At 71.0% G+C, this 23,612-nt stretch carries 24 protein-coding genes; 8 read left to right on the forward strand and 16 right to left on the reverse strand.

The genetic code is table 11. The annotated features are described in order from the left end of the window. Positions 1-175 precede the first annotated feature (175 nt). Complete coding sequence (locus tag JHY01_RS09905; protein WP_205325470.1) at positions 176-1,165, forward strand: LacI family DNA-binding transcriptional regulator; 990 nt, start codon at positions 176-178, stop codon at positions 1,163-1,165. 62 nt (positions 1,166-1,227) lie between these two features. Next, entirely contained in the window at positions 1,228-1,920 is a 693-nt protein-coding gene (locus JHY01_RS09910) for a hypothetical protein (RefSeq protein WP_205325471.1), read from the forward strand. A gap of 18 nt (positions 1,921-1,938) precedes the next feature. Here JHY01_RS09910 and JHY01_RS26565 read toward each other — a convergent pair whose 3' ends face one another. Continuing rightward, positions 1,939-2,163, reverse strand: coding sequence for a DUF1905 domain-containing protein (locus JHY01_RS26565; RefSeq protein WP_205325472.1), 225 nt, complete (start codon positions 2,161-2,163; stop codon positions 1,939-1,941). 249 nt (positions 2,164-2,412) lie between these two features. Here JHY01_RS26565 and JHY01_RS09920 point away from each other — a divergent pair, with 249 nt between their 5' ends. The 3 genes from JHY01_RS09920 to JHY01_RS09930 are packed head-to-tail and all read left to right on the forward strand — an operon-like array spanning position 2,413 to position 4,885. After that, positions 2,413-3,096, forward strand: coding sequence for a DUF2306 domain-containing protein (locus JHY01_RS09920; RefSeq protein ID WP_205325473.1), 684 nt, complete (start codon positions 2,413-2,415; stop codon positions 3,094-3,096). Next, the gene (locus JHY01_RS09925) at positions 3,093-4,223 is read left to right on the forward strand and encodes a histidine kinase (protein ID WP_205325474.1); all 1,131 of its coding nucleotides are present in this window, start codon (positions 3,093-3,095) and stop codon (positions 4,221-4,223) included. The genes JHY01_RS09920 and JHY01_RS09925 overlap by 4 nt, the downstream gene beginning before the upstream one ends. Then, positions 4,220-4,885: a response regulator transcription factor gene (locus JHY01_RS09930; protein WP_205325475.1), complete on the forward strand. Its 666-nt coding sequence runs from the start codon at positions 4,220-4,222 to the stop codon at positions 4,883-4,885. Before JHY01_RS09925 ends, JHY01_RS09930 begins: the two co-directional genes overlap by 4 nt. 60 nt (positions 4,886-4,945) lie before the next feature. Here the strand turns inward: JHY01_RS09930 and JHY01_RS09935 are convergent, their stop codons facing one another. From JHY01_RS09935 to JHY01_RS09945, 3 genes are all read right to left on the reverse strand, one after another. After that, on the reverse strand, positions 4,946-5,701 hold the full coding sequence (locus JHY01_RS09935) for a GNAT family N-acetyltransferase (protein ID WP_205325476.1): 756 nt from the start codon (positions 5,699-5,701) through the stop codon (positions 4,946-4,948). Between the two features lie 222 nt (positions 5,702-5,923). Next, a complete protein-coding gene (locus tag JHY01_RS09940; protein ID WP_205325477.1) occupies positions 5,924-6,829 on the reverse strand; it encodes a hypothetical protein in 906 nt (301 codons plus the stop codon). Then, the gene (locus JHY01_RS09945; protein WP_205325478.1) at positions 6,826-7,827 is read right to left on the reverse strand and encodes an SPFH domain-containing protein; all 1,002 of its coding nucleotides are present in this window, start codon (positions 7,825-7,827) and stop codon (positions 6,826-6,828) included. The genes JHY01_RS09940 and JHY01_RS09945 overlap by 4 nt, the downstream gene beginning before the upstream one ends. 69 nt (positions 7,828-7,896) lie before the next feature. Between JHY01_RS09945 and JHY01_RS09950 the strand changes: the two genes are divergently transcribed. Then, positions 7,897-8,577 carry an NUDIX domain-containing protein gene (locus tag JHY01_RS09950; RefSeq protein WP_205325479.1) on the forward strand — a complete coding sequence of 227 codons (681 nt, stop codon included), beginning with the start codon at positions 7,897-7,899 and terminating at the stop codon, positions 8,575-8,577. Between the two features lie 289 nt (positions 8,578-8,866). Here JHY01_RS09950 and JHY01_RS09955 read toward each other — a convergent pair whose 3' ends face one another. Next, positions 8,867-10,054 carry a sulfotransferase gene (locus tag JHY01_RS09955; RefSeq protein ID WP_205325480.1) on the reverse strand — a complete coding sequence of 396 codons (1,188 nt, stop codon included), beginning with the start codon at positions 10,052-10,054 and terminating at the stop codon, positions 8,867-8,869. 261 nt (positions 10,055-10,315) lie between these two features. Here JHY01_RS09955 and JHY01_RS09960 point away from each other — a divergent pair, with 261 nt between their 5' ends. Then, entirely contained in the window at positions 10,316-11,068 is a 753-nt protein-coding gene (locus tag JHY01_RS09960; RefSeq protein ID WP_205325481.1) for an NAD-dependent deacylase, read from the forward strand. A 3-nt stretch (positions 11,069-11,071) separates the two neighbouring features. On the opposite strand, the gene JHY01_RS09965 is transcribed toward JHY01_RS09960, so the two are convergent. The 5 genes from JHY01_RS09965 to JHY01_RS09985 form a co-directional block, all read right to left on the reverse strand. After that, entirely contained in the window at positions 11,072-11,581 is a 510-nt protein-coding gene (locus JHY01_RS09965) for a DinB family protein (RefSeq protein WP_205325482.1), read from the reverse strand. A 72-nt stretch (positions 11,582-11,653) separates the two neighbouring features. Beyond that, positions 11,654-12,199: a hypothetical protein gene (locus JHY01_RS09970; RefSeq protein ID WP_205325483.1), complete on the reverse strand. Its 546-nt coding sequence runs from the start codon at positions 12,197-12,199 to the stop codon at positions 11,654-11,656. 4 nt (positions 12,200-12,203) lie between these two features. Then, positions 12,204-13,097: an alpha/beta fold hydrolase gene (locus tag JHY01_RS09975; RefSeq protein ID WP_205325484.1), complete on the reverse strand. Its 894-nt coding sequence runs from the start codon at positions 13,095-13,097 to the stop codon at positions 12,204-12,206. 20 nt (positions 13,098-13,117) lie between these two features. Then, on the reverse strand, positions 13,118-13,687 hold the full coding sequence (locus tag JHY01_RS09980; protein WP_205325485.1) for a TetR/AcrR family transcriptional regulator: 570 nt from the start codon (positions 13,685-13,687) through the stop codon (positions 13,118-13,120). 64 nt (positions 13,688-13,751) lie between these two features. Then, positions 13,752-15,161, reverse strand: coding sequence for a PLP-dependent aminotransferase family protein (locus JHY01_RS09985; RefSeq protein ID WP_205325486.1), 1,410 nt, complete (start codon positions 15,159-15,161; stop codon positions 13,752-13,754). On the opposite strand from JHY01_RS09985, the gene JHY01_RS09990 reads away from it, so the two are divergent. After that, a complete protein-coding gene (locus JHY01_RS09990; protein ID WP_205325487.1) occupies positions 15,160-16,128 on the forward strand; it encodes a DMT family transporter in 969 nt (322 codons plus the stop codon). The genes JHY01_RS09985 and JHY01_RS09990 overlap by 2 nt on opposite strands. Here the strand turns inward: JHY01_RS09990 and JHY01_RS09995 are convergent. The 6 genes from JHY01_RS09995 to JHY01_RS10020 form a co-directional block, all read right to left on the reverse strand. After that, on the reverse strand, positions 16,073-17,503 hold the full coding sequence (locus JHY01_RS09995; protein ID WP_205325488.1) for an NAD(P)/FAD-dependent oxidoreductase: 1,431 nt from the start codon (positions 17,501-17,503) through the stop codon (positions 16,073-16,075). The genes JHY01_RS09990 and JHY01_RS09995 overlap by 56 nt on opposite strands. Before the next feature lie 1,503 nt (positions 17,504-19,006). Then, a complete protein-coding gene (locus JHY01_RS10000; protein WP_205325489.1) occupies positions 19,007-20,578 on the reverse strand; it encodes a ricin-type beta-trefoil lectin domain protein in 1,572 nt (523 codons plus the stop codon). A gap of 105 nt (positions 20,579-20,683) precedes the next feature. Continuing rightward, on the reverse strand, positions 20,684-21,781 hold the full coding sequence (locus JHY01_RS26570) for a Gfo/Idh/MocA family protein (protein ID WP_205325490.1): 1,098 nt from the start codon (positions 21,779-21,781) through the stop codon (positions 20,684-20,686). Further along, positions 21,760-22,461 carry a ThuA domain-containing protein gene (locus tag JHY01_RS10010; protein WP_205325491.1) on the reverse strand — a complete coding sequence of 234 codons (702 nt, stop codon included), beginning with the start codon at positions 22,459-22,461 and terminating at the stop codon, positions 21,760-21,762. Before JHY01_RS10010 ends, JHY01_RS26570 begins: the two co-directional genes overlap by 22 nt. Before the next feature lie 113 nt (positions 22,462-22,574). After that, the gene (locus JHY01_RS10015) at positions 22,575-23,315 is read right to left on the reverse strand and encodes a glycosyltransferase family 2 protein (RefSeq protein ID WP_205325492.1); all 741 of its coding nucleotides are present in this window, start codon (positions 23,313-23,315) and stop codon (positions 22,575-22,577) included. Beyond that, positions 23,234-23,572 carry a glycosyltransferase gene (locus JHY01_RS10020; RefSeq protein WP_205325493.1) on the reverse strand — a complete coding sequence of 113 codons (339 nt, stop codon included), beginning with the start codon at positions 23,570-23,572 and terminating at the stop codon, positions 23,234-23,236. Before JHY01_RS10020 ends, JHY01_RS10015 begins: the two co-directional genes overlap by 82 nt. Positions 23,573-23,612 lie beyond the last annotated feature (40 nt).

Genomic DNA, 23,612 nt, shown 5'->3' on the forward strand with positions numbered 1-23,612 from the left:
ATGGGGGCCCCCCGGGCGGGGGGGGCGCCCCCCGGGGGGCACACTGCGGGGGGGGGGGGGGGGGGGCCGCGATCGCCGGGCGATCGCGGCCCTCGCCCGCGCGCTCATGCGATACGGCCGGAGGACCGCGCGACGAGGCCAATAGCATGGGCGAGGACGATGGAAGGACGGCGACGTGGCCAAACGGGTGACGATCCTCGATGTCGCGGCCGAGGCCGGGGTCTCCCGGCAGACGGTGACACGGGCGATGAACGACATGGCGGAGATCAGCGAGGGGACGCGCCGCAAGGTCCTCGACGCCGCCGACAGGCTCGGGTACCGCCCGAGCCGTTTCGCGCGCAACCTGGTGACCCGGCAGAAGACCCACGCGATGGGCCTCCTGGTGGCCTCGTTCCGCAACCCGTACTTCACCGACATCGCCGCCGACATGCTCTCGGAGGCGTCGGCGCGCGGCTGGCAGCTGATGGTGGCCGCTTCCGAAGGCGGAGAACGCGAGGCCTTGGCGCTCTTGTCGACTCAGGTCGATGTCGTGGCGGGCCACTTCAGCCTCTCCCATGCCGATCTCCTCGAAGCGACGCGAGGACTGCCGGTCGTCTGCCTCGAATGGTCGAGCGACCTGCCGGGGGTGCACACCGTCGAGGTCGACATCGAGTCCGGGATCATCGAGGCGGTCGAAGCGCTGCGCCTGCGCGGGGCGCGCCGTTTCGGCATGGTCGACTCGGGATACTCGGTGCGGACCCGCGGCGCGTACGAGCCTTCGTCCAAGCGCCAGTGGTTCGAGCGCGCCGTCGGGGATCAGTTGACGGGTGTCGTCGTCGGCGAGGAGACCATCTCGGGCGGCGGCAGGGCCTTCGCCGAACTGCTGCGGATGCACCCCGAGACCGACGCGGTGCTCATGTTCAACGACCTGATGGCCCTCGGCGCGGTCCAGAGCGCGCACGCGGTCGGCGTCGACGTTCCCGGGCGGGTCCGCATCGTCGGCATCGACGGCCTGGCGCTCGGCGAAGCGGTCGACCCGCCGCTCACCACGATCTCCCTCGACAGGCACGGGCTCGCATCGAACACGCTCGACATCGTGGAGCGCATCGAGCAGGCCGATTTCGCCCGCATCGACCCGATCCACCGCACCGTCCGATCCAAAATGCTCTGGCGCGCATCGGCCTGAGGCCGCGGGTCCGCATGGCCGGGCCGCTCGCCCCGTTCACACCGATAGGGTTGCATCGCAATATGAGTGTTCACTCCTTCCACCTCGCAGCGGTGCCGGTGCACCGAGCCGTCGGCGCACTGCTGCGTCCGCCATCGGCACCGGGGCTGCGGCACATCGAGGTCCTCGCCGGGATGGAACTGGGCGCACCGGTGCTGTCCCCGCGCCGGATGCAGCTGCGGCGGCTCGCGGTGTTCGCCGAGTGGGACGACGAGGCGGCACTCGACGCGTTCCTCACCCAGCACCGGTTCGGTCGCTCGCTCGGGGCCGGATGGCATGTGCGACTGGAATTCCTGCGCCGATGGGGCACGGTCCGGGAACTCGAGCACCTCCCCACCGAAACCGGACGTACGGATCCCACCGAGCCCGTGGTCGCGGTGACGCTCGCCCGGGTGCGGCTGCCGGAACTGCCGCGATTCATCCGCTGGGGCAGGCCGGTCGAACGCCAGGTCCGGGACCACCCCGAGACGACGCTGGCGCTCGCGGCGATGCGGCCGGTCCGCACGGTCTCGACGTTCTCGGTCTGGACGAGCTCCCGCGCGATGACGGGCATGGTCTTCGGCCGCGGCGAAGGCGATGCGGCGCAGCGCCACAGCGCCGCGATGGCGGAACGCGACCGGCGGGACTTCCACCGCGAGTTCACCACCCTGCGCTTCCGGCCGCTGTCCGAACACGGTTCGTGGCAGGGGAGAACGAACCTCGTCCCCGGCGGATGACCCGCATCGGACGCCCGGTCAGTCGCGGCGCTGCGTGAGGTGCACGTCGACCGTGTCGCCGTCGCCCAGCGCCATGAACGCGCCCCGGAACGGGACGCCGTCGACGGTGCCCTCCGCCTTCACCAGGCCGCGGGTGCCGAACACCGCGGCCGAATCGGGCAGCTGGACGCAGGTCCAGGCGTCTCCGGGCCGGACCTGGCCGAGAGTGGCGTTGAACCGGATGTCGAGCGGTCCTGCAAACACGGTTCCTCCTTCGACCGGCGCAGTTCAGGCGAGCAGGCCCACGAGCGCACCGATCACGGCCAGTTTCACGACAACGCCGCCCCGGTCGAGGACGCCGTGGACCTCTTCCTCGCGGGATACGGGACCAGGGGCCGCTGACCGGCCGCAAGGGAAGAACCAGGTCCAAAAGCATCAATGCCGACACGCTCCCGATCGCATTCGGCCACATGGCTGAAGCGGAGCGGGCGCCGCCGCGCACACGATTGAGGCATGGACACTCCTCACGACCTCCTCCGACCGGACCGCCCTCGCCGCGAATGGCCGATCGCCGCCGGACTCCTGCTGCTCGCCCTCGTGCCCTCCATCGCCGGAGCCTTCCGGATCGGCGAGATCGCCTCAGGCGCAACCGAAACCGCAGCCAATGCCCGCTTCATGCAGATGCCGCTGCCGGTGCTGCTGCACATCACCGGCGCGCTCGTCTACTCGACGGTGGGCGCGTTCCAGTTCCTGCCGCGCCTGCGGCGCCGCCGCAACGGCTGGCACCGCTCCGCCGGCCGCTACCTCCTGGTCCCCGCCGGGCTCGTCGTCGCCGGGACCGGACTCTGGATGACCGCGTTCTACGACACGCCCGCCATCGACGACCGCGCCGTCGCCTTCTCCCGCTACGTCATCGGCGCGGCCATGCTCGCCTGCATCCTCCTCGGCGTGGCCGCCGTCCGCAGGCGCGACCACTTCGCCCACGGGTCGTGGATGATGCGCGCCTACGCGCTGGCGATGGGCGCGGGAACGCAGGTCCTCACCTCGGGTCCGCCGCTGCTCCTCTTCGGCGAGCCGAGCGAGCTCGCGCGGCTGCTCCAGATGGACGCCGGCTGGATCATCAACGCCCTGGTCGCCGAGTTGATCATCGCCCGCAGACGCGCGGCCTCGCGTCGGCCTGCGACGATGGCCGCGTGATCGACCTGAGCGCCTTGCGGCGGACGATGGGCGGCGCGTGGTCGAGGCCCCGCGCCGCGGGCGGCGACGGGCCGCGGACGCGGGACGCGTTGCTCGCCACCGCGATCGCCGCGATGTGCGTCTTGGAAGGCGCGCTGCGGCCCGACCTCGAATGGCGTGCCGTGACGGTGGTCGTGACGATCGCGATCCTGCCGGTGCTGCTGTGGCGTCGGACGCGGCCGCTGATGAGCGCGGTGGTCTTGACGGGCACGACCACGGCGTTCGCGTCGGCGCACGCCCTCGCGGGGATCGAGCCGAACGCGCTGATCGCCACCTTCGTGTTCCTCACGGTGCCGTATGCCCTGTTCCGTTGGGGCTCAGGCCGGGACCGTCTCATCGGCGGGGCCGTCATCGCGGTCGGCCTGGTGTGCTCGAGTTCGCTCGGCTCGGATCCGGTCGCGGACATCGCGGCCGGGGTCGCGTTCATGGGCGGGGCCTGCCTGATCGGGGCGCTGCGGCGCGAGCGCCTGGAGGCGCGGGCGCGGCTGCTCGACTCGGTGCGGGCGCGTGAGCGGGAGGCCCTGGCCCGCGACCTCCATGACACTGTGGCGCATCATGTCTCGGCGATCGTGATCCGCGCGCAAGTGGCGAGCGCGGACGTGGAGCGGGTGGCCGAGTCGCTCGACGTGATCGAACGCGAGGCGCAGGCGGTGCTGGGGGAGATGCGCTCGCTGGTGCGGACGCTCCGCGCGCCCGCCGACTACGCCCCGACCGCGGGTCTGCCCGAACTCGCGCGCCTCGCCGATCCGGGTCCTCCCGCGGTGACCGTGCAGATCGCGGTGCCCGAGGAGCTCCCGGTCGTCCTCGCCTCGACGCTGTTCCGGATCGCCCAGGAAGGCGTCACCAACGCGCGCCGCCACGCCCGCGACGCCTCCCGCATCGACGTCGCGGTAACCGTGGCGAAGGACGCCGCGCGCATCGTCGTCAGCGACGACGGCGCGCCCGTGCGCCCGGCCGCGAACGGCGGCCACGGACTGCAGGGCATGGCGGAACGTGCGGCGCTGCTCGGCGGCGACGTGAGCGCCGGGCCCGATCCCTGCGGCGGCTGGACCCTGCGCGCCGCACTGCCGTTGGGAGACGGCCGATGATCCGCGTCATCGTGGCCGACGACCAGGAGCCGGTGCGCACTGGGCTGCGCTTGCTGCTCGACTCGCAACCTGACATCGAAGTCGTCGGCGAGGCGGCCGACGGCGTAGCGGCGGTCCGCCTGGCGCAGCGCGTCCGACCCGACGTGGCCCTTGTGGACATCCGGATGCCGGGCCTCAACGGCATCGAGGTGACCGCGCTGCTCGCGGGCGACCGGATCGCCGACCCGATCGCGGTCGTGGTCATCACGACGTTCGACCTCGACGAGTACGTGCACGGCGCACTCCGCGCCGGCGCCAAGGGCTTCCTGCTGAAGGAAGCCGGTCCGCACCTCATCGGCGAGGCGGTGCGCGCGGCCGCGAACGGCGATGCGCTCATCGCGCCGCAGGTGACGCTGCGGCTCATCGGCGAGTTCTCGCGCCCGACCAGGCGGGTCCGGCAGCCGTCGTCGCCGCTCACCGCCCGCGAGGAGGACGTACTCGCGCTCCTGGCCTCGGGATTGACGAACACCGAGATCGGCGAGCGGCTCTTCCTCTCCCTCGGCACGGTCAAGACCCACATCGCGGGCGTCCTCGCCAAGCTCGGCGTCCGCAACCGGGTCGAGGCCGCGATGTGGGCGTACGAGTCCGGCCGCGTGCGAGGCGATCAGGACGAGATCAGCTGACAAGACCGCCCTTGCGGGGCCGGAAAAGGCCGACCAGCACGCCGTTCGCGCTGAGCCGGCTCAGGCCCGGCTCGATGACCACCAGGTCGCCGGCGTCGCGGCGACGAACCCCAGCTTCTCGTACAGGGGCACACCGAGTTTCGAGGCTGTGAGCGTGACCGGGACCTGCGCGAGGGGGGCGAGCGAGCCGAGCATGACGGCGCGGCCGATGCCCCGCGAGCGCGCGGCCTCGGTGGTGCCGACCCAGTAGTGGCTCGCGAACCCGTCAGCGGCCACCGTGACGCACGCCCCGGCGACCGTGCCGTCGACGCGCGCGACGAAGATCGCGACCCCGGGCTCATCGAGGAGCGCCGCCGGGAACAGTTCGCCGGGCCGGTGCGGCTCGAAGCGGCCCAGGCCGAAGCTCTCGATCACGGCCCGCTCCGCACCGTGCAGGTCCGCATCGTCATGCACCCGTTGCACCGCGACGGAAGGAGCATCAACCGCGCCCGGCCGGCGCAGCATGATCGGCATCTGCCAAGAACCCATGCCCAAGTGTCCGAGCTCGGTCACGCTGAACGGGTCCTCCATGTCGACCGGGCCGGAAGCGCGCCGCGCCAGTTCGGCGATCTCGGCCAGCTCCTCCCCGGTGAGGTCCGGTTCCTGGAGCAGCACGCGCAGGCCCGCGCGCTCATCGCCGACGACGGCGAGGAAACCGCGGCGGCGGATCACCTCGTGCTTCCGGGAACGTCCGGTCGCCGCCCAGAACGCGGCGGAATTGCGGGCCTGGAGCCGGGGCGCGTCGGCGAGCGTCGCGGCAAGGATCGGGTTCGTCATGCCCGCAACGATTCCGCATTCGCCGCCCGTCCGCCACCCGGCCGGTGATCGCGCCGACCCCGCTCGGCGCCGACCCGGGCCGGCAGACGCGCAAATCCGAAGCGGCGCTCCCGGGCCATCCACGTGCCGCAGGCGCAGGACCAGTCGGAGGCCGAGCACTTCCGCCCCACGGTCAGCGTCGCCGCCGAAGCCGCCGAAGAGCTCGGCGGCACTGCGGCCTCGCTATGCCGGGACGACCAGATGCAGATGGTGGTCCGCCAGGCCGATCGTGAGCTGCTGCCCCCACGTGACGGTGAGATGGTCGGACTCCACGCCGTCGGCGAAGACCACCAGCCGCTCGCTCTCGCAGACCAGCCGCAACGCCTCGCCCCGGTTGAGCACGCCCGCAGTCAGGGTCGCGCCGGTCGCGGGCGACGGCCATGCCTCCCTGACGAACCAGGACAAGGACGGCTCCTCCGGTCCCGGCAGCCTCCCGCCCCAGCCCCGGTCGGCCGCGATCGAGGCGGTCCAGCCGGTCGCCCCGGTGCCAGTGCCGATCAGTACCCCGGAGGAGGACTGGCGCTCGGCCCGACCGTCAGCCCCGACCAGCCGGTAGCGCGCGGACTGGTGGGCGGCGTGGCCCGCGTACACCTCATTGAGCCCGGCCAGGACCTGGCCGTCGTCGAGTCGCGCCGCGACCATGGTGAGCCGACTGATCACGGCCGTCTCCGCGGCCACCGCCCGCAGCGCGGCACCGACCACGCCGGCGTGGAACCGGATCAGCACGCCCGGATTGCGCCCCGGTTCCGGATCCACGCCCAGCACCGGTTGCCCCGCAAGGTACTTCGCGAGGTTCGCCACGAGCCCGTCCTGGCCGACAGCGACGACGATGTCCTCGGGTCCGAACAGGAACCTGGGCAGGTCCTCCCGGTCCACCCGGCCCCGGCGCCAATCGGCCGGGACCGCCGCGTCCACTGTGGTGAGCGCTGCCTGCAGCGCCTCGTGGCGGGCCGCGACCTCGTCCAAGTCCCGCCCGCGCTGGCGCAGAAAGTGCTCGGCCGCCGCGCGGGTGCCGTGCCGGACCAGCAGCTCGTCCAGCTCACTGCGGCGGCTGACGACCACCACCCGCGGCGCGAGGGTCGCGCTCATCGCTGACCGTCGGCGAGGCGTGCGAGCGTCCCGGTCAGCAGATCCGGCGTGATCGTGAGCTGACCGATTTCCGGCAGCCGGCCGGCGAGTTCACGCAGCGCCAGCCCCTGCAGCACCGACGGCGGCAGGTCGCGGTAGGCGGCGAGGCGTGCGGCCTCCGCTTCGGCCTCGGCCGCGCCCACCGCCCGGATCTTGTCGGCGTGGGCGCTCGCCAGCGTGCGCTCCCGTTCGGCTTCACCTTGGGCCGCAGCGAGTCCGGCGGAAGCCGTCAGTTCGGCCTGCCGTTGGGCGTTGGCGCCCTTCTGCTCGACGAGCTGCTGCTCGCGCCGGGCCAGCTCGATCTTGTTCTGCAGCTCGTTCTCGGCGATGGCCCGCTCCTGCTCGACGGCCTGAGCCCGCCGCGAGTAGGTGGCCTTGTCCGCGTCCCGTTGCACCGCTTCGCGAGTCGGGGTCTGCAGTGAACGCTCCAGTTCCGGCTCGGGGCGCACCGCGACGACGCGGGCGCTGACGACGGCGACGCCGATGTCGGCGAGCCGGGTGTCCGCGGCGAGCGCCGCGGCGACGTCCTCGCGAAGCTGCGGAACGGCGCTGGTGAGCGCCTCGGCGAGGGGCAGGCGGGCGAGCAGGTCGATAGCGGGCTGCTGGGCGAGCTCGGTGAGCAGGGTCGCGACCTGGTCGAGCGGCCGGGCGCGGGCCTGGCCGCGGTACGGGTCGACGGAGAAGTCGAGGCGGGTGGCGGCGAGGGCCGGGTCGTCGATCCGATAGGTGACGGTGGCCTGGACGGTGACGTCGGCGAAGTCGGCGGTGCGGGCGTGGAACATGAGCGGCAGTTCGCGGTCGTCGACGGGCACTTCCGAGAGCACGGCGACCAGCGGGCGGTACCAGAACGACTGACTGGTGCCTTCGCGGAAGGAACGGCCGCGCTTCTGGTACCGGACCCACACCGTTGGAGTGCCGCGCAGGTGTCGCATGTGGAGGAGCTTGGTGACATCGGCCATGGGGAAGGCCTCCTTTTCTCGTCACACTGACGATAATCCATGTGCTAGGTTATCGTCAAGGTGGTGATAATGAGTTATCCGGTGTTCGCCGTCACTGTCGACCTCGTGGTCCTGACCGTCCGCGACGGCGAGTTGAACGTGCTGCTCGTGCAACGGGGTCTGAAACCCCACCTCGGCCGTTGGGCGCTGCCCGGCGGCTTCGTCCACGCCGACGAGGACCTGACCTCGGCGGCGCGGCGCGAGCTGGGAGAGGAGACGGGCCTTGAGGGTCCTGGCGGCCATCTGGAGCAGCTCGGCAGCTACGGCGACCCCGGCCGCGACCCGCGCGGCCGCGTCGTCACGGTCGCCTACTTGGCGCTCCTGCCCGACCTGCCCACACCGATAGCAGGAACGGACGCGGCGGAGGCCGCCTGGAAGCCGATCGGAGCGCACGGCCTCGCCTTCGACCACGACCGCATCTTGGCCGACGGCATCGAACGCGCACGATCCAAACTGGAGTACACCCCGCTGGCCACGGCGTTCTGCCCGCCCGAGTTCACCATCGCCGCGCTCCGGCAGGTCTACGAAGCGGTCTGGGGCGAGAAGATCGACCCGCGCAACTTCCACCGCAAGGCCACGACCACCCCGGGCTTCATCGAACCCACCGGCCGCTCAACCGAAGGCGAACCGGGCCGCCCGGCCCGCCTCTACCGGCGAGGCGACGCCGCCCTCCTCAACCCCCCGATCCTCCGCAGGAATCACGATGGCTGAGAAGACCACGCCGCGGCTACAGTCCACGAGTGACCATGCCGAACCCTGGAACGATGTGATGGTGTGGGACCGAACCGCTTCCGCCGCGGGCGATCCGCTGCCGGACCGAGTCGTCGCGCCCTCGCCGCGCGGACGGTCCTCGGAGCGTACGACGACATGATCCGTGAAGTCGCCCCCTTCACTGCGACGGCTACCTCAGCGGCGTCGAACTGGACCACGTCTCCGGCGAGGCGTACGCCGCCCCAGTCGAGAGGGCGAGGAGTCCAGTGGACGCCGACTCAGGCGGCGCTTAGTCGAGGCGGAGCTTTTCGATCATTCTCGTGTAGTCGCCGAAGGCCTCTTCGACCTGTTGGGGGTCGAGGCCGTAGCGGGTGAGTTCGTATTCGTGCTGGCGGCCGATGCCGGGGCGGGCGAGGACGGAGTCGAGGGTGCGGGCGTCCGCTTCGGTCCACTCGGCGCCCAGGCGTTCGTACAGCAGCGGCACCTTGTCGTGCGGTTCGGCGGCCAGCCACGGATACGGGACGTCGATGAACGAGGCCCGCGGCCAGTCGACCCGCGCCTTCCGGGCGCGTTCGATCGCGGTCGACTGGAGCCGGAGCCAGGTCTCGCCGATGGCGTGCAGGTCCGGGTTGCGCTCGTGCATGACCTGCGAGGACTCCACCAGCGAGCACAGGGACCCCAGCACCGTGATCGGATCCCGATGCGTCCACACGATGGTCGCGTCCGGGAAGACCTTCTGGATCTCCGACAAGTGGTCGAGGTGCATGGGGGACTTGAGGATCCACCGCTTGCGCTCCCGCCCGTACTGCAGCACCTGCAGCGCGAGCTTCAAATACTCGTAGTCGGGCAGCACGTCGTGCTGCTCGATCCACTTGTAGTACTTCGGCATGTGCACCCGAGCGAGGTGCTGGTGGCCGTGCGGCAGCAGGTAGTTGCACTCGTCGGGCTTCTGGGCGTTCAGCGGGTGGATGACCTTGAACGCCGGGGCGAGGCGCATGAAGGTGCCGACCAGGCGCTCGGTCTGCCGGATGCGGCGGCGCCGCGCCTCCTCGCCGCGGTCGATGTCGGTGAACATCCACTCCCACAGCGCCGGGCCGCGGTGGTCGGCGGACTTGGCGATGATGTTGTGGGCCAAGGTGGTCGCGGTACGGGGGAGCCCGACGATGAAGACCGGCCTCTCGATCGGCTCGGCGGCGATCTCGGGATGCTCGGTGACCAGACGCTGCACGCGCAGGCGGTTCTCGATCCGCAGACGCAGGTCGCCCTGCACGCTCTGCCAGCCCATCGGGCTCAACTTCGGGCTCTCGGCGAAGCAGCGCGTCAGGTACCGCATCCCCTCCAGGAACTCGCCGATCGCGGCACGGTCGCCCTTCGTGGACCGCTCGCCCTTCGCGACGATCCCGTCGAATATCCTGTCGGGATCGCGCCGGGTCGACATCGTCGGCTGCAGCAGCACGTTGAGCACGCTTGTGGTCATGGACTTGCGGCGCATAGGGGTTGCTTCCCATCCGTGAGGGTGTGAATGCGCGCCATTCTCGCAGGGTCGGGAGTGCCCTGTCCAGTGTCGAATCGTGTCGTTCAGTCCGCTTCCCGCATCGGCTTGCGCCCGGTCTCGGAGGATCGCGCTCTTCCCCGACACCAAGCGCAAAGCGCTCATGGAACGGCGCTCGTGCGCATTCGCCCCCGAGACCATGCCCGCGGGCGCCCGCGCCGCCCGGTCTGCGGTACGTTCCGTGAGATGAGCACGACTCCCACCGCCGAGGTGGCCCGCCGAATCCGCGAGGCCTCCTCGATCACGGTCCTCACCGGCGCCGGCGTCTCCACCGACTCCGGCATCCCCGACTTCCGCGGCCCCCAAGGGGTCTGGACCAAGAACCCCGCCGCCGAGAAGCTCTTCACGATCGACGCCTACCTCGCCGACCCCGACGTGCGCCGCCAGGCCTGGGCCGCCCGGCGCCGAAGCCCCCTGTGGACCGCGACGCCGAACGCCGCCCACCGGGCCCTCGCCGAGTTCGAACGCACCGGACGGCTGCGCGCCGTCATCACCCAGAACACCGACGGCCTCCACCAGGCCGCGGGCTCCGACCGCGTCATCGAGATCCACGGCACCGCCCGCGACGCCGCCTGCCTCGACTGCGGCGCAAGGATGCCCATGACCGAGGTCCTGCCCCGGCTCGAAGCGGGCGAGACCGATCCGCCCTGCCTCGTCTGCGGCGGCATCCTCAAGTCCGCGACCATCTCATTCGGCCAGCAGCTCGACGGCGACGTCCTCGACGCCGCCGTGGAGGCAACGCGCCAGGCCGACCTCTTCATCGCGATCGGCACCTCACTCGGCGTCTACCCCGCCGCCGGGCTCTGCGACTACGCGCTGGCCCACGGCGCCCGCCTCGTGATCCTCAACGGCGAACCGACCCCCTACGACGAGGTCGCCGACGCGGTACTCCGCGAACCGATCGGCGGAGTGCTGCCCGGTCTCCTCAGCGGAGTCTGACGCTCAACGCGATTCGAGCAGGCCGCGCACGTACGCCGCCTGTCCCGCGTGCTGCTGGTTGTCGTTGACCACGCTCACCAGCCGGACGCCGAGGGTCACCGCCGGGTCCCACCGCGTGTCCACGATCCGGTCGAGATCGGCGGCCGTGAGGGTGTGGACGTACTCGAGCGTCGACGCGTGCACCGCGTCGTAATACGCCTGGAGCTCAGCCGCCTTGACGCCGCTGACCTGCTCCACCTGCTCGCTGGTGTGCCCGTATCCGATGTCGCGGGGTTCGAGCCGCAGCGCGAACCGATCGTGCCAGCCGTCCGCGGTCCAGGTCTGCTCCCGCCCGGCCGCTTCCGAGACGTGGTCGTCCTGAACCCGCGCGATATGCCACACCAGCCACCCGATCGAATTCGCCTCCGGCCCCGGCCGAGTGTCCAGATTCTCCTGGGAGAGCCCGTCCAGCACCGCGTGCACGTCTTCCCGTACTCGCGAGAACGCGTCCGCGAAGACGCCGCTGACCTCCATGTCCGCTCCTGACTTCCATAGCCGCCGTTGGTCTCCGGTCCATCCTCGCACCGGCCCGCCGCCGCGGTGGGCTCAGCCGCGCTTGACGACCGCCGCGCCGGTGGCCCAGAGCGCTGCGGCCGAACCGAAACCGGCCACCGCGCCCGCGAGTCCGACCCCGCCGGTGCCCGCCGCGATGCCCGCGATCCCGGCGACGATCATCGCGTACCCGGTCCAGCGGTACTTCGGCTCGTCGAACGCGCGGGCGAGCGGAATGAAGTGCGCGCCCACGATGGCCGCGATCGTGCCCGGCAGGAACCCGATGAAGTCGAGGCCGCGGAGGACGAGGATCGCGGCCACGATGAGGACGACCTCGAAGAGGATCCAGAAGAGGTAGCTCCGCTGCCAGTTCACCGGCAGCTCGCGCGGCCGCTCGCGGGTCGAGGCGACGCGGGGGACCGCGAAGACGAGGCCGATGCTGAGGGCCGCGGCCAGCGCGAGCCCGATCCAGTAGGCGGCGCCGTCGCCGAGTACTCCTGCGCCGCCGACGAACCAGCCGAATCCGAAGAACGCGCAGATGGTGACCCCGTTGCGGCGCATGTCGCGGCTCATCTTCGCTGGGGCGGTCAAGGTTTCCATCAGCCTATTGTGGCGGAACGAGACCGATGCTCTCGTTAAGGAGGGAGCCGAGTGCGCTACCGAACTGCGTCGGGCGATCGACCGAACCGAGGTGCCCGCCGGGCAGTTCGGTGAGCGGCAGGCCGAGCCGGGACGCCAGGGCCGCCGTCGTCTGGAACGGCAGATCCTTGCGGGAATCGACGCCTACGGCCGGTATCAACCGGTCGGCCTGCGCTTCGAGCGCGGCCAGATCCGGTTCGCAGCCGGTGAACTGGACCAGCATGTGCTCCAGGAACAGCGGCTGCAGTTCGCTCAGGCGGCCCATGAGCTCGAGCAGCTCCGGGGTCGGCGCTTCGGGCGCGGTGCCCGCGTAGTCGTCGGCCCAAGTGCCGAAGCGGCGCACCGCCGGGGCCTCGAACCTGATGTTGGTGTCGATCATCAAGGCGGCCAGGGCCGCCCCTGCCCCGGCGAAGTCCTCGGCGCGCGCCCGGTCGCGCACGGATCCCAGCTCGGCCCGCAGTCGCGCGGCTTCGGGCAGCAGGTGCACGAGCGGCGGTTCGTGGACCACCGCGAAGCGCGCGTGTTCGGGATGGCGGGCGAGCAGTTCGAGTGTCGTGACCGCCCCGGAGCTGAAGCCGACCACGATCGGCGCCTCGTCGAACAGCGACTCGATCAGGCCGGCGGCGTCCTCGGCGTGGACCTTCGGGTGCTGGTCGCCGAGCACGGTGCCGGGCTGCTGCGGCGAGGCGACGCGACTGCTCATGGTGACGACGTCGTAGGCGTCCGCGAGCTGGGCGGCGAGTCGTTCGAGGACGCCGCCGTGGCCTGAGCCGCCGGGGATGAACAGCAGCGGCGGTCCTCCGCCGCGTCGCATATAGTCCACAGTGGCGTCTTCGCGGGTGATGGTGCCTTGCCGCATGGGGTTGCTCCTGTCCGGGTTCATATCCGTGACCATTCGGTCAGGGTGTGGTGGAGCGCGTCGACCGCGCGCCGCCACGAGGCGTCCAGGGAGCGGTCGGCGGTGAAGCCGCCCGTTGCCTCCAGGTCGCTGAAACCGTGGAAGGTGCTGCGCAGCAACCGAACCGCGTCGGTGGCGTCCGGTTCGGGCAGGTCGTAGCCGCGCAGCAGCGCGTAGCAGGCCTCGATGATGCGGGCGACGCCCTGGGAGGCCGCGAGCCGCTCCGGCGCGATCGGGTGCCGGGTGGCGGCGTACCGGCCCGGATGACCGGTCGCGAACGTCCGGTACGCGTCGGCGAAGGCGGTCAGGGCCTCGTGGCCGGAGCGCCCGGCCACGGCCTGCCCCAGGACCTCCGCCCATTCGTCGTGGGCGAGCAGCGCCACGCCCTCCATGAGGTCGGCGAGACCGCGCACATGCGTGTAGAGGCTCGCGTCCCGCACGCCGAACCGCTTGGCCAGCACCGCGAGTGTCAGATGTTCGAATCCGATCTCGTCGGCGACGTCCGCTGCGGCGCCGATCAATGCGTCCCGGGTGAGCCCGACTCGCGGCATGATTCCTAACCTTCCTAGGTTTTAACCTAAGATACCTAGGATTCGGAACGATGCCAAGCCGACATCAGGCCTGCTCCTCAAGAGCGGTCTGCAGGATCCGCGCCGCCTCGGGGAACCGGTCGGGGGCCGGGCCCGCGAAGTTGACCCTGACGTAAGGCCCGGCGGCCTCGGCCGGGAACCATTCCGTGCCGGGCGCGATGAGGAGCCCGCGGGACTCGCACTCCCGCACCAGCCGTTCCACATCGGTGCCCTCGGGCATGCGCAGCCACAGGTTGAGACCACCGGCCGGGACGCGCTCGAGCGTCGCTCCCGGGGCGTGCTCCCGGAGCGCGTCGACGAGAAGGTCCCGGCGCAGCCGCACCTGATTCCTGAAGCCGCGCAGATGGTTCCGCCAACCCGGCTGCGTGACCGCGTCGAGCGCGGCCGCCTGCAGGACGCCGCTGACGTACATCGCCTCGGACCCCTGGTCGGCCACGATCCGGTCGCGCACCGGCCCGCGCGCGACCACGGCCGCCACCCGCAGCGCGGGGGACACGCTCTTCGTCAGCGACCGCACATAGATCACGTGCCCGCCGTCGTCAAGGGCCGCAAGCGGAGCCGGTTCCGCATCGATCGCCAGGTCATGCGCCCAGTCGTCCTCGATGAGGAACGCCCCGTGCCCCCGCACGACCTCCAGCACCGCGCGCCCGCGCCGGGCCGACCACTGCACCCCGGTCGGATTCGCGAACGTCGGCTGCGCGTAGAACGCCCGCGCCCCCGTCTGCCGGAACGCCCGGTCCAATTCCTCCGGCTCCGGGCCCTCGGCGCCGCTGGGAACCGGCACGAGCGTCAACCCGGCCTGCTCGGCCCCGAGGATCGCGCCCCAGTACGTCGGCGACTCGATGAGCAGCGGACGGCCCGGCCCCACCACCGAGCGGAACACCGAACTGAGACCGCTCTGGCTGCCCGACACGATCATCACGTCACGGGCCGTCGGCGCGGCGACCCCGGCCGGGGCGGTAGCACCCAGCTCCGCCGCGAACCACGCCTGCAATTCCGGCAGCCCGCGCATCGGCGAGCGCGTCAGCGCCGCCTCCGATCGTGCCGCCCGAGCGAGCGCGGCCCGCACCATCCGCTCCGGCAGCAGCTCCCGATCCGGGTAGCCCGAATGCAGGCTGATCGCATCCGGCGCCGCCGAACGCTGCGTCGACGACACGACCGGCAACCGTGCATGCGGCGAGCCCAAAGCGGCGGTCTGCCAACCGAAGTCCGCCGCCCGCGGCGCGCGCACCGCCCGCACGAACGTGCCCACCCCGAGCCGGCTCTCCACCAGCCCGAGCGCATTGAGCGCGTGCATCGCCTTCTGCACGGTGACCGGCCCGGCGCCATACTCCCGCATGAGCTCCCGGTTCGTCGGGACCTTCGCGCCCGGCGGCGCGGTCGCGATCCACGCGCGCAGACCGTCCACGATCCGCTGAGTGCTACCATTCGACATGAATACAGAGAGTAGCACTATCGTCATCTCACGGCCCGCGCTATCGCAGCGCGCAGGACTGTGGTGGGGCTTCCTCGGGGTCCTGGCGTTCTCCTTCACCCTCCCGTTCACCCGCATCGCGGTCGAAGGCCTCTCGCCCCTGTTCATCGGCTCGGGGCGCGCCGTCATCGCCGCGGCGCTCGCGGCCGTCGCGCTGGCCGCGACGCGTCAGCGCCTTCCCTCTGCGGCCCAGTGGGGTCGGCTCACGATCGTCGCGGGCGGCGTCGTGATCGGCTTCCCGATGCTCACCTCGTACGCGCTCACCACCGCTTCTGCCGGGCACGGCGCGGTGGTGATCGCACTGCTCCCGGCGGCGACGGCGATCACGGCGGTGCTGCGGGCGAGGGAGCGCCCGGCGGGATCGTTCTGGACGTTCGCCGGCCTCGGCGCCGCCGCCGCGGTGTGCTTCGCGGCGTTGCAGGGCGGCGGGTTCGGGTCGCTGGGCGACAGCGACCTGCTCCTGTTCGGGGCGGTGGCGGCCGCCGCGATCGGCTATGCCGAGGGCGGCCTGCTCGCTCGTGAACTCGGTTCCTGGCAGACGGTCTCGTGGGCGCTGATCCTGTCCGCGCCGGTCATGATCGCTCTGGGCGGCATCGCGATCGCGCAGGAGCCGCCGTCGGCGACGCCGGTGCAGTGGCTCGCGTTCGCCTACCTTGCGGCCGTGAGCATGTACCTGGGCTTCTTCGCCTGGTACCGGGGTCTCGCGATCGGCCCGATGGCGCAGGTCAGCCAGGTGCAGCTCACGCAGCCGGTGATGACGATCGCCTGGGCCGCGCTGCTGCTCGGCGAGCCCCTGACCTGGACCACAGTGGCGGGTGGGCTCGCCGTGATCGCCTGCGCGGCCCTCGCCGTGCGCGCCCGCCTAGCGAAGGTCACGCCGAGGACGGCCGCCCGTACTCCTCGAGCAGCCGCAGCCAGATCTCACTGACGGTGGGGTAGGACGGCACGGCGTGCCAGAGCCGGTCGATGGGGACCTCACCGACGATCGCAGTGGTCGCCGCATGCACGAGCTCGGCCACGTCCGGGCCGACGAACGTCGCCCCGATCATGACGCCGCGGTCCTCGTCGACGATCATCCGCGCTGCGCCCCTGTAGTCGTCCCTGGAGAGGCTCGCCCCGGCGACCCAGCCGAGGTCGTAGTCCACGACCCGGATCGACTTGCCTTGCGCGCGAGCCTGTTCGGCCGTGGGCCCGACGGCCGCGATCTCAGGGTCGGTGAAGATGACGACCGGAACCGCATCGTGGTCGGCGGTCGCGACATGCGCTCCCCAGGGCGCGTCGTCGACCGGTCGGCCCGCCGCGCGGGCGGCGATCACGTCGCCCGCCGCGCGCGCCTGATACTTGCCCTGGTGGGTCAGCAGGACCCTGCCGTTGACGTCGCCCACCGCATACAGCCAGTCGAAGCCGTTGACGCGCAACGTGTCGTCGACTTCAAGCCGCTTGGCGGAGTCGAGTCCGATCCGCTCCAGGCCGAGACCGGCGAGGGCGGGGGACCGCCCGGCCGCGACCAGCAGTTCGGTGGCGGCGACCATGCCCTTGTCGGTCTCGACCAGGACGTCCCCTTCGGTGCGTTCGACTCTCAGTGTCGTTGTCTCCGTGAGGATCTTGACGCCATGCTCCCGCAGAGACTCAGCGACGCGCTCAGCCGCGAACGGCTCGACGCTGTCGAGGACGCCGTGCTTGGCGATCATCGTGACCGCCGCGCCGAGCGCCTTGAACACTGTCGCCATCTCGACGGCGACCACGCCGCCGCCGATGATCGCGAGGCTCTTCGGGATCGACTTGGCGCTCGTCGCGTCGCGGCTCGTCCACGGCTTCGCTTCGCGCAGACCGGGAATGTCCGGCAGATTCGGGGTCGACCCGGTCGCGAGCGCGACGGCGTGCCGGGCCCGCAGTACCGTGGTGCCCCCGTCCTTCGCCGTTACGGTGACCTCGCGTTCGCCGCTGAACTCGGCGGTGCCGCGCACCAGGTCGATGTTCGCGCTCTCGAGCCAGCTCACCTGGCCGTCGTCGGACCATGCACTCGTGAACTCGTCCCGCCTGCGAAGCACCGCAGGCACATCGAGGCCGCCGTCGACGGCTTCGGCCACGCCCGGGAGCGCCCGGGCCGCGCCGAGCAGCTGCACCGGGCGCAGGAGCGCTTTCGAGGGCATGCATGCCCAGTAGGAGCATTCGCCGCCCACGAGTTCGCGTTCGACGATCACCGTCTCCAGGCCGCCTTTGACGGCGCGGTCGGCGACGTTCTCGCCGACCGCCCCGGCGCCGATCACGACCAGGTCGACTTCGCGTTCCTCGGATGCCATCTCCACGTCCCTTCACGATGCGTCCCAAGGGCGAAGCCTACGCGTCTGCGCGATCCTGCGAGGCGGTTCGGGCCTGGGGGCGGCCGTGCCGTGGTTGTGCGGCGGCATTGCGGTCCTGAATGGCCGAGGTCAAACCTGGCAGCGATGGGGAGGTGGATGGGTGGGGTGGGTTGGTCGGGTGGCGGGTGTGGTTTGGGTTGGGGCGCAGCGAGACTGGTCGGATTCAGGGTGCGGAATATGAGGAGGTTCTCCACCTGTGGGTGATGACAGTCGGGGGCTGTATGGGGGACAATTGAGGTACGTACAGGGACAGGAAACTGGTACAGGTGTCGGGGTAGGTGTAAGCAGACTACGACAAGCCTCTGGCCGATCCGACAAACCGACTTGTTTCGAGGCGACGACCCGGTAAGCCAGGGTGGTCCTCCGCTGGAGGCGTCCGATCTCACCCCCGTGCCATCGCCCGCAGCTGTCCGCGCCCCCGATGGGCCGTGACTGGGTGGACGATCCTAGTTGGGATCACCCCAACCAGAAGGCGATGCCGTACCGACGGCATACGCGATCCGAGCACGACCCGCCAGCGTCAGCGGTGAGGCCACACCGAGCGAATAGAGGACTCGGTACGGCGACACCGCAAGCACGTCCATGGCGAGCACCACCCCGTCCCGGCAGCGCCGCGCCCGCAAGCCCGCGCGACTGCAGGACGGATCCCAGGAACGGCAAGCGATCCTCGGGAGGCGAAACCGCCACCGGCATCCACCCGGCATCCACCCGGGCAAGCCACCGGAATCCGCCGGGAGGCCGCACCGCTCCCTCAGGGACGGTAGGCACCAGCACGCGTCCCCGGCAGGGACGGCGCGCGGCCAGGCGAAAGCCGAAGGGCCGGAACCGGAAGCCGAAGCAAGACCAGCAGGGCCAGCAGGGCCAGCAGGGCCAGCGAGGGAAGCAAGTAGAGCAGCGGGAAGGAGGCGACACAGGCGCATGAGGACCACGACCATGCACATGGACATGGACATGGACATGGACATGGACATGGACAAGAGCGCAACCGAGCCGAACTCGGCGGCTGACGGCTCCCGTGCCGCCGACCGCCCCGCCGCTGCGGCATCAGGCCGGACCCACCCAGCCCCCGACCGGAGGCGACCACCGGCCCCCGCTTCGGCGACACACCCCCGGACCACCGCCTACCCTTCCCTCGCTGCCGGTTTGCACCTCGCTCCAAAGACGACCCCGGCCCCGGAGACGGAGCCTTAGGCGCTACCCCGCGTTTCCGTCGCTGCCAGTTCGAACCCCGACCGAACCTCCGCCCGCCGACCCCGAACACGGGCCCTCAAGTGATACCCCGCGTTCCTTTTGTCGCTGGATTGAACCCGGGCCGAATCTCCGCCAGGCCCCGGGCACCGGGCCTCCGGTTCCTTCCGGCCGCACCCGTCGCCGCAAGATTGAAGCTCGCCCGAGACGTCGGCCGATCTCGGCCGCGCGCCTCCAGGCGAGCTTCATCGTTCCCTAGTAGACGCTCGCTCCGATCCAGTCGTCGTATCCGTACCCGGCGGGGTCGGCGTAGTCGCGGTCGGCGAGGCTGAGGCTGCTTGACCCGCACGGCGCCAGGACCAGCGGTGCTCCTGTGCCGGTGCCGTCGAACCCGAGGCACAGATTGGAGTGGCCGACGGGGTGGATGCCGGTGCCGGTCACGGTGAACTCCTGGTTGAGGCCGCCGTGGCAGTCCCACAGGACCAACGGGGTCCCGGCCTGCATCTTGCCGCTCTCCACGTCGACGCAGCGGTCGTGGCTCAGTTCCACGTGCAGCGAGCCGCGCTCCTCGTCGAACCAGAAGCCCTGGTTGCGGGCGCCGTTGCAGTTCCAGGCGATCAGGTCGGTGCCGTTGCGGGAGTCGTAGCCTTCCGCGTCGGCGCACAGGCCGCCCGTCGAGCCCTTGAGGTCCTGGAACTCGAGCAGTCCTTCGTAGAGCACGGCGCTGCCGGTGCTCGCCGGATCGACGCAGGTCGAGGTCTGCCACTCCGGATGCTCGTAGAACTCGGTGATGCACTGCGCGAATGCGCCGTGACCGAGGTAGTTGGGGTGCAAGGACTGCCGGAACGCGTGCTCCGAAGGCAGTTCGCCCACTTCGACGAAGACGCCGCGCGCCCACGGCTGCGCCTCGCACACGCCGTGGCCGTCGAAGAGGCGCTGGGCGTCGAGGTAGCGCGCGCCCTTGCCCAATGCGGCCTCGCGGATGCCCCGCTCGAACAGGGGCACGGCCTTGTTGCGCGCGAAGGCCGCGTCCGCGAGGTAGAGCAGGCAGCCCCCGGCGTACCAGCCGGGGAAGTTCGGGTTGTCCTCCACGTCGGGCCCGCCGGGGCTGGGGTAGGACATGACGACGAGGTCGTAGTCGGTGGCGAGGTACCCGGCGTCCTGGAGGGTCTGCCGGACGCCGTCGATGGCGTTCTCGACGCCGTCCTGGCTCACCTCGACGCGGGCCGCCCAGTCGTCGGTATGGCCGTCCCAGCACGGGCCGAGGAACAGGATGCGGTTGGTGGCGCACTCGGTGGCGACGGGCCCGAACTCGATGCCGCCTTCATCGTTGGCGCCCACAACGATCCACACGAGCTTCACGTGGGTGTTGCGGGCCTTGATCGCGAGCTGGTCGCCCTGGTTGAGCTCGTTCCACTGCTGCTCGCCGCTCCCCTCGAGGAGGTGCGGGGAGGCGGCGCCGGAGCACGCGACGTTGTACCGTTCGTCGCTCTCGATGCCGGTGCGGAACAGCGCCTGGTCGAGCGAGCGGTCGCACCAGTTGCCGTCCGTGTGCGTGCCGGGCTCGTAGTTGCCGACGCCTTCGCCGGAGATCTCGCTGTCGCCCAAGGAGACCAGCGAGGTCTTGCGCTGCTCGAGCGGGAGGATGCCGGGGTCGCCGTACAGCTCGGTCGCTTCGGCGGCGCGAACGGTTTCGAGGTGGTCGGGCAGCGGAACGGGGTCGGGCCGTTCCGCCGCCTGGGCCGATGAGGCCATTGTGGACAGAGTGAGGGTGGAGAACACCGCTGCTGCCAGCGCAGCGGTGATCCTGTTCCGGGGAGTGGACATGGCAGTCTCCTGTTCGGAAACATCGCTGTCGACGGATCGTAAGAGCGAGACTACCGTTACTCCGCGGTAATGTGAAGATTGTCGGATTGATTAATTTCTATATCTTCAGGCCGCGGTCCAGTCCGCGTGAGCGGTGAGCGGCACCAGATCGGGGCGTTCCACCGCGGTCCGGATGTCCAGCCGCCCGCCGGTCTCGGCCGACCGCAGCAGCGAGGTCATCACCTCGAGGACGTGGAGCGCCAGCGCGCCGTTCGCCCGCGGGGCCCGATCCGCTTGCGCGCGAGCCATGTCGATGAGTCCGACGCCCCGGCCCGACGCCGTGTACCCGGCGCTGGCCGGGAGCACGAGCCGGTCGTCACCGATCCGGTGCAGGCTTACCTCGCCGTCGAAGTGGTTCGGGTCGGGCACGCCGATGGTGCCCTCGGTGCCGTGGACCTCGATGTTCGGGGCCTGGGTGGCGTGCCCGTCGAAGCTCATCACGAGGGTGCTCAGCGCCCCGCCCGCGTGTTCGAGGATCCCGGTGACGTGCGTGTCGATCGAGACCGGGACCTGCTCGCCCGCACGGGGACCGGAGTGGATGGTGCGCTGGTCGCGCGAGCGGCTGGAGGCGCCCGTGACCGAGACGACCGGGCCGAGCAGGTGCACGAGCGCGGTCACGTAGTACGGCCCCATGTCGAGCAGCGGCCCGCCGCCCTCGGTGTAGTAGAAGTCCGGGTTCGGGTGCCAGCGCTCGTGACCGGAGGCGATCATCGTCGCGGTGGCGAACGTCGGGATGCCGATGTCGCCCTTGTCGATCGCCGCCCGCGCGGTCTGGGTCCCGGTGCCCAGCACCGTGTCCGGGGCGCACCCGACCCGCACGCCGGCGGCGTCGCCGGCCTCGACCACGCGCACGGCGTCGTCGAAGGCGGCCGCGAGCGGCTTCTCGCCGTACACGTGCTTGCCCGCGGCGATGGCGCGCAGCGCGATGTCCGCGTGGGCCGCGGGGATCGTGAGGTTGAGGACGGTGTCCACATCGGGGTGTGCCACGAGTTCGTCCACGCTGAGCGGCACGGCCCCGGTCGCCTCGGCGACCTCGGCCGCGCGCGCCTCGTTGAGGTCCGCGACCGCCGCGATCCGGATGCCCGGGCAGGCCGAGAAGGTCTGGAGGTACTGGCCGGAAATGGCTCCGAGGCCGACGATGCCTACGCCGTGCGGGTCGCCCACAGCATGCCCCTTTCGATGATGGTGCGGACGTTCTCGTCCTGGAGGACGTCGACGCTGTGGCCGGGGGTGGCGACGACGATGCGGCCCTCGCCCCACTGGCGCGTCCACACGGCCGGGGAGGTGATCGGCCGGTGCCACGGGTGCCACGGCCGCACGGGGTGCGTGGTCGTGGCGAGGACGTCGATGAGGTCGTCGTGCAGGACCCAGTACTGCTCGGTGTCGAGTTCGAAGTCCTCGAGGCCCTCCATGATCGGGTGCTTGCGGCCGAGCTCGGTGAGTTCGACGGTGTAGGGCAGGTAGTTGTCCTCCTGGCCGCCCTTGCACCTCCCCGGCTCTTTCGAGGGGTGGGTCGCGAACTGGCCGCCGATGAGCTGCAGGTAGTCCGAGGAGTTCCGGTAGGAGTCGGCGATGCCGCCGTGCCAGCCCGCCATGCCGGTGCCCGCCGCGACGGCGGTGCGCAGGCCCTGCAGCTGGTCGTGGCTGATCTCGGACATCGTCACGCTCTGGACGATGAGGTCGGTCGCGGCGAGGACCTCGGTGTCGGCGTACACCTCGGGGGACTCCTCGACCCGCACTTCGAAGCCGTTCTCCCGCAGGAAGGGAAGAAACAGTTCAGTCGCTTCGACCGGTGCGTGCCCTTCCCATCCGCCTCGGACGACCAGGGCTTTTCGCTCGCTCATATGGTTCCTTCGCCGGTGCTCTGACACCGCTTGTCGAATCGTTTTCATGCCTCGCCGATCGACCGTAGCCGATGGCGGGAGCGACCGCAACGGTCTTCTCGGCCCATGCTGATTTACCGAGACATATAAAAAGTTTCCAACTCTCGGCGCCGCTTCGGATCGGTCTCGGCCCGCTTCAGCAGCCCGTCCGCCTCCGTCAGGCTCATCGCCGTCTCCCAGCACGCCCGGAACAGGTGCGCGTCGAGCGACCGGTGCCGATCGCAGAAATGCTCGAGGTTCCGCATCAACTGCGCCTTCATGATCCGCCCGGCCGCGACCGGATCGGGGTCGGCGAGCGGATGCACCTGGTGGTAGTTCACCGCCGCCGCGTGCACCGAGAACCGCAGGCCCTCCCGGTGCAGCCGGTAGCTCAGATCCGTGTCCTCCATGCCCCACCCGGTGAAGGCCTCGTCGAAACCCCCGACCTTCGCGACGGCCTCGCGCGGCACCGCCAGGTTCGCGGTCGTGGCCAGGCCCCAGGCGAACCGGAAATCCTCCAGGCCCGGCCCGAACGCCTCGACGACCTGCCGGTAGTTGTCGCGCTCCTCGCCCAGATCGACGCGGGCGAGCGCACCCTCCGCATCCGCCTCCAGCTCACCCGCCCCCAGCAGCCGCAGCGGCTCGCGCAGCCGCGCGGTCCCGCCCACCCGGAACGCCAATCGCATCAGGTCGGCCTCGCCGATCGGCAGCATCCCCGGCCGCCACCAGGTGAGCGCCCGGCGCTTCCATCCGATCACCCCGCCGCCGTTCGCCGCGTCCGCGTGCGCGGCCACGAAACCGGGCGCGGCCAACCGGTCGTCGTCGATGAAGACCACCAGATCCCCTTGCCCCGTTCGAGAGCCGCGTTCCGAGCCGCAGCCCTGCCCCGGTTCTCCTGCACCACGAGGTGGAGATCGAGCCGATCCGCGAACGGCGCCACCACATCAGCGACCCCGCCCCGCGTCCCGTCGTCGCACACCACCACCTCGAACCGCGACTCGGTCTGCGCGAGCAGCGCCTCGAGCGTGAACGCGAGGTACTCGCGCTTGTCGCAGGTCGCCATGACAAGGCTGACCGAAGGCCGGTTCGCCATCGAGGTCTCCAGAGGCGGTGAGGGGACGCCCGGCGCGCCC

This window comes from Glycomyces sp. YM15 (genome assembly GCF_016918015.1).
Classification (GTDB): domain Bacteria; phylum Actinomycetota; class Actinomycetes; order Mycobacteriales; family Micromonosporaceae; genus Glycomyces.

Coding starts and splice junctions, on each gene's coding strand:
- JHY01_RS09930 (WP_205325475.1), top strand. CDS start 4,220: ATGATCCGCGTCATCGTGGCCGACGACCAGGAGCCGGTGCGCACTGGG.
- JHY01_RS09935 (WP_205325476.1), bottom strand. CDS start 5,701: ATGACGAACCCGATCCTTGCCGCGACGCTCGCCGACGCGCCCCGGCTC.
- JHY01_RS09970 (WP_205325483.1), bottom strand. CDS start 12,199: ATGGAAACCTTGACCGCCCCAGCGAAGATGAGCCGCGACATGCGCCGC.
- JHY01_RS09990 (WP_205325487.1), top strand. CDS start 15,160: ATGAATACAGAGAGTAGCACTATCGTCATCTCACGGCCCGCGCTATCG.
- JHY01_RS09910 (WP_205325471.1), top strand. CDS start 1,228: ATGAGTGTTCACTCCTTCCACCTCGCAGCGGTGCCGGTGCACCGAGCC.
- JHY01_RS09995 (WP_205325488.1), bottom strand. CDS start 17,503: ATGGCATCCGAGGAACGCGAAGTCGACCTGGTCGTGATCGGCGCCGGG.
- JHY01_RS09960 (WP_205325481.1), top strand. CDS start 10,316: ATGAGCACGACTCCCACCGCCGAGGTGGCCCGCCGAATCCGCGAGGCC.
- JHY01_RS10000 (WP_205325489.1), bottom strand. CDS start 20,578: ATGTCCACTCCCCGGAACAGGATCACCGCTGCGCTGGCAGCAGCGGTG.
- JHY01_RS09920 (WP_205325473.1), top strand. CDS start 2,413: ATGGACACTCCTCACGACCTCCTCCGACCGGACCGCCCTCGCCGCGAA.
- JHY01_RS10010 (WP_205325491.1), bottom strand. CDS start 22,461: ATGAGCGAGCGAAAAGCCCTGGTCGTCCGAGGCGGATGGGAAGGGCAC.
- JHY01_RS09950 (WP_205325479.1), top strand. CDS start 7,897: ATGAGTTATCCGGTGTTCGCCGTCACTGTCGACCTCGTGGTCCTGACC.
- JHY01_RS09945 (WP_205325478.1), bottom strand. CDS start 7,827: ATGGCCGATGTCACCAAGCTCCTCCACATGCGACACCTGCGCGGCACT.
- JHY01_RS09955 (WP_205325480.1), bottom strand. CDS start 10,054: ATGACCACAAGCGTGCTCAACGTGCTGCTGCAGCCGACGATGTCGACC.
- JHY01_RS09940 (WP_205325477.1), bottom strand. CDS start 6,829: ATGAGCGCGACCCTCGCGCCGCGGGTGGTGGTCGTCAGCCGCCGCAGT.
- JHY01_RS09980 (WP_205325485.1), bottom strand. CDS start 13,687: ATGCCGCGAGTCGGGCTCACCCGGGACGCATTGATCGGCGCCGCAGCG.
- JHY01_RS10020 (WP_205325493.1), bottom strand. CDS start 23,572: ATGGCGAACCGGCCTTCGGTCAGCCTTGTCATGGCGACCTGCGACAAG.
- JHY01_RS09965 (WP_205325482.1), bottom strand. CDS start 11,581: ATGGAGGTCAGCGGCGTCTTCGCGGACGCGTTCTCGCGAGTACGGGAA.
- JHY01_RS09985 (WP_205325486.1), bottom strand. CDS start 15,161: ATGTCGAATGGTAGCACTCAGCGGATCGTGGACGGTCTGCGCGCGTGG.
- JHY01_RS09975 (WP_205325484.1), bottom strand. CDS start 13,097: ATGCGGCAAGGCACCATCACCCGCGAAGACGCCACTGTGGACTATATG.